The following is a 2278-nucleotide window of genomic DNA, read 5'->3' on the forward strand; positions in this document are numbered from 1 at the left end:
TAGTTTACCTGAGCGGGGGCATCGCTGCCCCAACTCGGCTTCAAAACCGTACGTGACAGTTTCCCGTCATACGGCTCCTCAACAATCTGGTGTTTGTCCCACATACTTCGTTCCGTTTCAGATTACTTTTTGTTTTAAAACATGTTCAAAGATAGTATTTCTATCCTTAAAGGATGAAGGTGTTACCACTTTTTCACTTTTCTGTAGCCCTCTTTCCTTTCTTTTCTTCCAATACTTGTCATCTCCGTCAAAAGGACTCTTTTCGCCTTTGACTTTGACATGTAGTTTGATTTTATAGTCTGAGTGCCTTAACAGAAGATGCTCCTCCTTTGTCTTGAACCTCCAAAATTCATTCTTATGCCTACGAAAGTATCTGTCTTTTATCCAGAATCTCGTTTTATGAGGGTGTCTATACATCGCCCATCGCCAAAGTTTAACAAATGTTTGATGGTCTATCCTTTCAAAGACTTTCCTTGACGACACGTGCCGAAAATAGTTTGCCCATCCCCGAACGACCGGATTTAAGTTTTTGATAAGTGTAGCCTGACTTTCTCCTCTATGCAAGCGTATCTTTTGCTTGATACTATACAGATGCTTCTTCTGACTTTCTTTGGATGGTTTGATAATTGTCACATAGCCTTTTGAAGTCGTGTTCCCCGGATACTGTCTGATATTAAATCCAAGAAAGTTGAAGCCCGGAGCTTCTTCCCCATCCATCTTCAATGTATGGCATATTCTTGTTTTTGTATCTTTCAGCTCCAGCCCCATCTTCTTTAACCATTCGACAATAAAAGCCTTGGCTGCCTTGACAATCTCCTTGTCTTCATGTATGACTACAAAATCATCCGCATAACGGATAATGGATATTTTACGTCCTGATAACAGGTAGCTTGCTTTCGGTCTTGTTCTTTTCATATAGTCGAACAATTCCTTCTTGAGCGCTTCTCTTGTTTCATTTTCCAATCCATGCAGTGCTATATTTGCCAACAATGGAGATATGATGCCGCCTTGTGGGGTTCCTTTATCGTTTTGATAAAAGACTTGGTTATCCACAATCCCGGCTTTAAGCCACGCTTTTATTAATCGTCTGATTCGTGGACTTGTATGCAATTTATCTAACAATTCATTATGATTGATGTTATCAAAACATCCTGATATATCAGCGTCTAATACATAAGCATTCTTTCTGTGAATGGATGAATAAATCGCTTCTATTGCATCATGACAAGAACGTCCCGGTCTGAAGCCATAACTATTAGGTTCAAATTTTGCTTCCCATTCCGGTTCTAATGCCATTTTTACGAGGGCTTGCTTTGCTCTGTCCTTAATAGTAGGGATGCCTAACGGTCGCTTTTCTTTCTTTCCCGGCTTGGGTATCCATACTCTGCGAATGGGCTTGGCTTCCGCTTTTAAGTCCATCATACCAGCTAATGCCTTACGTTCACGGTTTGTTAGAGCAGTCTTTCCATCTACTCCGGGTGTGTGTTTGCCCCGGTTTATTTGCGACACTCTCCTTACCGCTATAAGATTTGCCCCTTTAGATGTCAACAGTAAGCGTTGGAGTTTTTTTACTTTTGGGTAATCTTCTTGTTCCGAAGCTTGATAGATTTGCTTTTGCAGTTTGAACAACTTCCGTTCCAGCTTTCGCCAGGGAATATTGTCCCACTCATACCTCAATATTTCTACTTGGCTCATAATTTATTAACTGCTATTCACAACTCTATCTTCCAAATTATCGTGCCCCTGTCTGCATATCCTCACCATTACAGCAAGGCGTTGGCTTCTGGGGCAATCCCTCTACCGGAAGTCTTGGCTGACCGCTTACTCTTTAATAAGAGAACTGTCCGATAGTTACTTTGTTCCATGATTCCGTTTGACGTTTGGTACTGATTCTTGCTTTATGCCGAAGCCTCGGATGACATCAGGTGTGATTGCTGATTCTAAATCACCCATCCTTGCGGCTTGTACTATTTTAGTTGAAGCGTATCATTCTTTATTTTCGCTCCTTACGACCTTACGACACCTCTAACACAAGTTTCTCGCGTAATCATTATCAAACTCTACTGGATGGAGTGCCGGATAAAGACCTCCGGTTACCACCTTTTATCCCAGCTTCACACCGCAGGTGGTCAGCCAGTGGCATGTGGGATATGTTTTCATTCCGATGTCTGGAAGGTTGGAATTACACCAACACGAAATCATAGTTAGGCAGCCTGAACTGCCCTATACCCACCCATAAGAGAACTTATGGTTTTGGTATAAACAAATCGCACAAACA

The 2278-nt window shown here is 41.8% G+C and carries 1 protein-coding gene; it reads right to left on the reverse strand.

What is annotated here, in order from left to right:
- Positions 1-117 precede the first annotated feature (117 nt).
- The gene (ltrA, locus tag DWW90_RS20270) at positions 118-1695 is read right to left on the reverse strand and encodes a group II intron reverse transcriptase/maturase (protein ID WP_122346276.1); all 1578 of its coding nucleotides are present in this window, start codon (positions 1693-1695) and stop codon (positions 118-120) included.
- Positions 1696-2278: the final 583 nt, after the last annotated feature.

Source organism: Parabacteroides sp. AF17-28, assembly GCF_003479205.1.
Taxonomy (GTDB): Bacteria; Bacteroidota; Bacteroidia; order Bacteroidales; family Tannerellaceae; genus Parabacteroides; species Parabacteroides acidifaciens.